Origin of the sequence: Campylobacter sp. 2018MI01, assembly GCF_018501205.1 — a bacterium.
Taxonomy (GTDB): domain Bacteria; phylum Campylobacterota; class Campylobacteria; order Campylobacterales; family Campylobacteraceae; genus Campylobacter_E.
This window is the reverse complement of record NZ_JAHCZE010000068.1, coordinates 1-6,912: the sequence shown is the minus strand read 5'-3', so window position 1 is coordinate 6,912 and position 6,912 is coordinate 1. Positions and strand designations below refer to the sequence as shown.

The 6,912-nt window shown below is 27.1% G+C and carries 7 protein-coding genes; all 7 read right to left on the bottom strand.

Features of this window, described 5'->3' with window-relative positions; genetic code table 11:
• Positions 1-361: 361 nt before the first annotated feature.
• From ppa to KJQ97_RS08345, 7 genes are read right to left on the bottom strand one after another with little or no spacing between them, the layout of a single operon-like run.
• A complete protein-coding gene (ppa, locus tag KJQ97_RS08375; protein ID WP_214118956.1) occupies positions 362-877 on the bottom strand; it encodes an inorganic diphosphatase in 516 nt (171 codons plus the stop codon).
• A 14-nt stretch (positions 878-891) separates the two neighbouring features.
• Positions 892-1,458, bottom strand: coding sequence for an adenylate kinase (locus tag KJQ97_RS08370; RefSeq protein WP_214120548.1), 567 nt, complete (start codon positions 1,456-1,458; stop codon positions 892-894).
• 19 nt (positions 1,459-1,477) lie between these two features.
• On the bottom strand, positions 1,478-3,091 hold the full coding sequence (locus KJQ97_RS08365; RefSeq protein WP_214120547.1) for a polysaccharide biosynthesis/export family protein: 1,614 nt from the start codon (positions 3,089-3,091) through the stop codon (positions 1,478-1,480).
• Positions 3,091-4,179 (bottom strand): KpsE/RkpR family capsule polysaccharide export protein, encoded by a 1,089-nt coding sequence (locus KJQ97_RS08360; protein ID WP_214120546.1) that lies wholly within the window; start codon positions 4,177-4,179, stop codon positions 3,091-3,093. Before KJQ97_RS08360 ends, KJQ97_RS08365 begins: the two co-directional genes overlap by 1 nt.
• Positions 4,179-4,841: an ABC transporter ATP-binding protein gene (locus KJQ97_RS08355; RefSeq protein WP_214120545.1), complete on the bottom strand. Its 663-nt coding sequence runs from the start codon at positions 4,839-4,841 to the stop codon at positions 4,179-4,181. The genes KJQ97_RS08360 and KJQ97_RS08355 overlap by 1 nt, the downstream gene beginning before the upstream one ends.
• On the bottom strand, positions 4,838-5,599 hold the full coding sequence (gene kpsM / locus KJQ97_RS08350; protein WP_214120544.1) for a capsule polysaccharide transporter KpsM: 762 nt from the start codon (positions 5,597-5,599) through the stop codon (positions 4,838-4,840). The genes KJQ97_RS08355 and kpsM overlap by 4 nt, the downstream gene beginning before the upstream one ends.
• A complete protein-coding gene (locus KJQ97_RS08345) occupies positions 5,600-6,742 on the bottom strand; it encodes a capsular biosynthesis protein (protein WP_214120543.1) in 1,143 nt (380 codons plus the stop codon).
• Between the last annotated feature and the right edge of the window lie 170 nt (positions 6,743-6,912).

Sequence of the window (6,912 nt, the reverse complement as noted above, 5' to 3'; positions counted from 1 at the left end):
TTCTAATACAACGCAGTTTTAAGTTAATTTCTAAAATAAATCAAATTCTAAAAATATCTTTAATTATAACTTAAAATATAGTTAAATTATATGATTTTTAATGAGTATTAATATTAAAAATTAATAATTTTATAAAGAAACTAATAATATGCTCAATGATTTAAAATATACGCATTTATAAAGAATACTAGCAACAAAATTAGTATTCACTTACAAAATTAAGCATAATAATATTTTTGCTTATGCATTATTAATGAGATTTCGTATATTTTAAATTAGATTATTATGATTTGTAATTTTTATAAGAAATAAGAACATTTGATAAAATTAATTTAAAAGCAGTCTTTAAAGACTGCTAACATTATTTATAGTTTTTGATTGATTCTTCAAGTATTTTTGTAGCTTCAGCTATGCCTTTAAAATCTTGAACTTTTACCCATTTACCTTTTTCTAATGCTTTGTATGTTTCAAAAAAGTTTTTGATTTTTGCAAGTTTGTGTGGTGCTAGATCTTCTAAAGATTTGATATTATCATAGCTTGGATCAATCTTGCTAACAGGAACTGCAAGTAATTTTTCATCCATACCGCTTTCATCTTCCATAATTAAAACACCAATTAAACGGCAAGGAATAACAGCGCCTGCTTGAACTGGGTATTCATTTAATACAAGCACATCAACAGGATCACCATCAGCTGCAAGTGTATTTGGCACGAAACCATAATTTGCTGGGTAAAACATAGCCGAATACATAACTCTATCAACCATGATTGCTCCACTATCTTTATCTAACTCATATTTAATATTTGAGCCATAAGGAATTTCTATAACTGCATTTAATTTCTCTGCATTTCCACTTTTAATTTTTGTAATATCCATTTTTTTCTCCTTGATTAGATTTTTTTCTTAATTTCTTCACTCATATTTGCAACAATTTCTTCAATTGTGCGTTCGCCGTTGATTTGTATATGTAGATTTTTTGCTTTATAAAAATTTAAAATATCAGCTAAAGGCTCGGTATATACTTTCATACGATTATTAAATACTTCTTCATTATCATCAGCACCCCTAGCACGACCTAAAACTCTATCTTTTGCTACTTGTTCGCTTACAAATACTTCAATAACAGCACTAAGATTTACTTCGTTTGATTTAGCTAATTCGCTATCAAGTGCGTGCATTTGTTCAACACTTCTTGGGTAACCATCTATTAATATAACATCACTTGGAGCTTTTTTAAGTGCGCTCATAATTGTATTTACAACTATTTGTAAAGGCACTAGATTTCCTTTTGAGATAAGCTCGTTTATTTGTTTTCCTAATTCGCTTCCACTTGCAACTTCAGCTCTTAATAAATCGCCTGTTGAATAGTGTGTGTAGTTTTCGTTTTTAGCAATTATGCTAGCATCAGTAGTTTTACCACTACCAGGTGCTCCTATAATTAAAAATAATTTTTTCATAGTGTTTCCTTTCATAAAATTAAATATCTAAAATTACTTTAGTTGCTACTGCAATTTGGTATAAAATCTGAGTTATTACACCGGTTACTTGAAGGTTGTAAGTTTCAATTTTAGGTAATACTAATACTGAATCTCCTTCATAAACTTTAGCATTTTTATCACTGCTAAAAGTTCCTAAGCTTATTTTATCTGCTTTTCCATTAGCGTGTATTAATAAAATTCTTTTTTTATCAGCTCTAGTATTTAAATCCCCAGCCATTTTAATATAATCTTTTATTTTTAATTTATCTTGATGAATAAATGCACCAGGAAGAGCAACTTCTCCTTGAATTACAACTAAATTATTTTTGCTAGGTATATTAATAACATCATCATTTTCAAGAACAATTGAAGAATATAATTTTTCATCATCAATTACGATTTGCCCTTTAGGCTCAATTGCTCTAGCTCTTTCAATAAACTTTAAAATATTAGTTCCCCAATTATCTCTAATTTTTGCTTCTTCTGAAGTAGCTGAAGTTGTGGTTAGCGCTAAGGTTTCTAACTCTTTTAGCTGGGCTTCAATTAATTTTTTTTGAAGAGCTGCTACGCTTTTTCTATACACTTGCACTGCTTGTTTATTAGATAAATCATTCATATTTAATAAACTAAGAGCTTCTTGCAATGTAGTTCCTTTATCTAAAACTAATGAATGTAAGCTATTGTGTTCGCCTTCAATTTTTATGTTTATTTTATCTGCTGTGTAATCTGGTCTAAATTCCACTTCATCGGCATTATTAATATATACATTTTCAAATTCACTTTTTTTATAAGCATTTATACGGAGTTTGTTATTTTCATCATAACTTTTTATGATTGCATTTGTTGCAGTTGGTTTTGCATTAGATAAAATAGCTAAATCATTTAATGTTTTTAAATTCTCTCCTAATTCAAATCTATAAGGCTTTAATACATCACCACTAGCACTTGCATAGCCATTGATTTGTTTTACTAAAATTACATCGCCATTCTTAAACATAGAATAATCTAATTTGCCATTTAATAAAAAATCATACAAGTCTATTTGTTTAATTAGTTGGTTGTTTCTTAGAATTTGAATATTTCTAAAGCTTCCATATTCAAGATTTATTCCACCTGCTTTATCAATGTATTGAATTAAAGAATCCGAGCTAAGCCCTTCATAAAGCCCTGGTTTATTTACATTTCCCGTAACAAATACTGAAATATTTTGGTAAGTATCCATATCTGCGTATGAATATACATTTGATTTATAGGTATTTCTTACTTTATTTTGAATAATATTTACTAAATCTTTATTGCTAACTCCTAACAAATGAATAACTCCAACTTGTGGAATAAATATATTTCCTTGAGAATCAACGCTTGATTTTTGTTGTAATTCTACTGCACCCCAAAGCTTAATATTTATTATATCTCCTATTGCGATTTTATAATCTGGATTATAAATATGTTTGCTAAATTGCTTAAAATTACCTGAGAATAGGTGTGCTCCAAATGTTTTATTATTCACTTGTTGCGATATTTCTTCTTGAGTATTATTTACTGCTATATTTGCTACATCAACTGCAAATGCTAATATTGAAAATACTAATATATAAAATATTTTTTTCATTAATATCTATGCTCCTCTATTATTGAATATGTAAATTTAATAATTCCAAAAACTAATGTTAATATAAAAAATACTGAGAATACATCATAAATTACATTTGGATATATTGCAATTTCTGATAAAACCGGCGAAGAAATTATAATAACTTGTTTTAACTTTTTATTAGCTTCTAGTCTTGATTTTTCATAAGATGCTAGAGCTAATTTATAAGCATCTTCAGCGAATTTTAATTTAAAACTAAGATTGCTAAAATCAATTGCTAAATAATTTAATTTGTCATTTTTATCTTTTGAGGTTAATTTATTAGCTTCTTTTTTTAATTGAGATTTTAGTGCGTCTAATTCTGATTTTAATGCTTTTACTTGTGGAGTATTTGAGTTTAAGTAACTATTTAATGTGGCAAGTTCTACTTCTTTTGCTATTATTTTTTCTTCTATTTGTGTTTTTATAGCTGATTGGGTTTTTGCTTGACTTACAGGGTCTAGCATAGAATTTGTATTTTGAAATTTATTTATTTCATCTTGGGCTTTACTTAGCTCTAAACTAGCTTTTTCTAATTCTTCTTTCGCAAAACTCATTTGCTCTCTTGCGATTTTATGTGATATTTCGTTTATGAAATTTTCACTTTCCTTAAGTATCGTATCGGCTATTTTTTTAGAATCTTCTGGAGAAAATGCGTTAATTTTAATACTTAAAAGTCCGGTAATATCATCATAAACTACCTTTATTCTACTTTGATAATATTTTAAAAAATCTTCTTTTATATCAAGATTTTTCAAAAATAATTCATAATCAATTTTTCCTTCATACATAGCCTTGATATTTATATCTTTTTGCAAAATTGCTAGCATATCGTATGAGTTTATATATTCTTTAAGATACATTATGTCTTCTTTAGATGAACTTGTAAGTCCTATTATTGGTATTAGACTAGATGTATCAGTGGTAGTGCTTGTAGATTTTACTCCAATTATTGCTGTACTTTCATATCTTGAACTTGCTATAAAAGCAAAATAAATCAGTGAAATTAAGCTTAAAACTATGATAATTTTAAAGCTTGTTATAAATTTTATAATCTTTTTTTTCATTAGCAACTTTCTTTATATTTATTAATTCCTTCATCTACATCATCATAGATTGTGGCTATTCCATTGTCTAAAAAAACTATTTTATCACACCAAGTTTTTATTTCGTTAATATCGTGTGAAACCATAATTACCTTTGATTTTGATAATTTTTCTTCATATACTTTTCTACTTTTTTGCTTAAATGATTTATCGCCAACTGCTCCTGCTTCATCTATTAGATAATAATCAAAATCAAAAGCCATACTAAGACCAAATGAAATTCTACTTCTCATACCTGATGAATAGCTTCTAATAGGCTCATCAAAATAATCTCCAAGTTCAGCAAATTCTTTTACATATTCTATTTTTTCTTTTAAAGCTTCTCCACTATATCCGTAGATTCTAGCTATGAATTTGATATTATCTCTAGCACTTAAGCTTCCTTGAAATCCACCTGCAAATCCAACAGGCCAAGAAATACTCTTATCAATTATTACTTTACCACGATTAGGAATATCAAGTCCACCTAAAATTCTTAGCATTGTAGATTTTCCTGCACCATTTTTTCCCATTAGACCGATTGAGCAATTATCAGGAAAAGTAAAATTTAAATCCTTAAAAATATAATGCTTTTTTTTGTTGTTTAATACAAAGTATTTTGTGATATTTTCAAGTCTAATCATGCAGTGCCAAGCTCCACTCTTTTTTTATAATATAAGCCAAGACTAAAAAATAATAAAACTAAAGTGCAAATTAAAGGGTATTCAATATTAATTTGAGTTACTATAGGGTAGGTTTCAAAATAATTTTCTTTAAAAAGTTCAATTATATGCAAGATTGGGTTATAAGCTAGAATATCTATCATCTGATTTGGCACTATCCATAAAGGAAACATAATAGCAGAACCAAAATACATCATAGTAAGTGCGTAACCTATAATATTTTTTATAACATCTCTACCATAAAAAACAACAGCTAGTAAAAGCCCTAAGGCAAATGCAATAATAACTAGCCAAATAAACATTAAAAGACTATAAACAATATTAAATGGAATAATATTATAGTTTATAAAAAACCCCGTTGTAATCATTAAAATACAAAAAATAACAAAATATAAAATACCTTCTAGTAAGGCTCTAGCTAAAAATACATGAATAGGGCGAACGGGCTTGTAAGTAAATAAACTTTTATTAGCTTCAATTCCATTCATTATAAAATTAACAATATTTCTAAACATAAAAAACGGAACCATACCTGATATTAAAAATAAGCTAAAAGGAACTTGTGGTAATAATCTATTTCTAATTAAAGTAAAAATTACTAGCATAAACAAAACATGCATCATAGGTTCAAGTATAACCCATACATAACCTAAAGTTGGGTTTTTACCAAATCTAGTTTTAAGCTCTCTTAAAATAAGCGCGTTTATTATATGCCACATTTAATTTCCTATTTCAAATTCTTTGAAATTTAAGTAAAAATTTGCATTATATTGATTGTTTTTTAATAAATACCCTTGGAATTTCAAGTATAAATCATAATCACTTGTGAAATTATGAGCATTTTGCCAAAAGCTATCAAGGTCATTTTTATAGACTAAACCATCTATATTATAAATTGCATTACCCAATACTATAGTAGGGCAATTATGATAAAGTGCTTGCATTCCCACCGTGCTATTTATACATATACAGCCTTTAGCATTTTTTAAAAGATTTGGGATATTTCCACGATGAATATAAAACACCTTATCACTTATACCAAGTCTTTTGGTAAGTTCATTTATAATATTTGAATAATCAGTATATGCAATATCTAATGGGTGGTGTTTAAATATCAAAACATTATTATTCGCTCTATTTTTAGCAAATGATTTTATGGTTTTTACTATGAATTTTTTCATACCTTTGTCTTTAAAATGCTTTTTTATTTGGCTATCGTTATGCACTTGAAGAACTGCTAAGAAATATTTTTTGGAATATTTTTTAGCTAGATTATCTACATTTTTTTCTAAAATTGAATATTTAGCCTTTCTATAAAAATGTCTAAACCATCTAAAAAGCTCCATTATATTTAGTGGTCTATGATAGTTTTTATTATTATAAAATACTTGAAATATAATGCTAAATGTATAATACATTAAAGCATAAAAAGCCATTATTTTAAAACTTGACTTAAATAGTTTTGAGTTTTCTTTATAAGTATTTAGTTTTTTATAATCATTTTTATTTTTACTCATAAGTGAGTTTGCATTAACGCCAGTCATTTCGCAAGTAATATAATTTGGCCTTAAATATCCTTCTTCAAATACATATATTTTTATATTTAGTTTTTTAGCTAAATTAATTGCTATTTCATGAATTGGCCTAGTATCGCCGAATAATATAATGCAAGTGATTTTGTTGAGTTTATAAAAATTATCTAAGTATGATTTAAGATTGTTTAAGCTTCCTTTGTAATTATATTTTGATGGATAAAATATAAAATCACCCGCCGTAAAATTAATTTTGTATATTTTATTGTTTTTATTAAGGTATTTGCTAAAATGCTTAAATAAAGGACCTAAACTGTCTCTTATATTCATCTGACGCTGCAGAAGAATAGAGAGGTGTCCAACTAGACACTACTCGAATCGCTACAAAAAAAAAAAGAGGCGGTAACATAGGACGAGAACACTAGCAACAATAAATAAAATAAAACGGAGTCAGAAAGCCATCAATACGAGACAGATGTCATCAATTACGTGACCAGAGC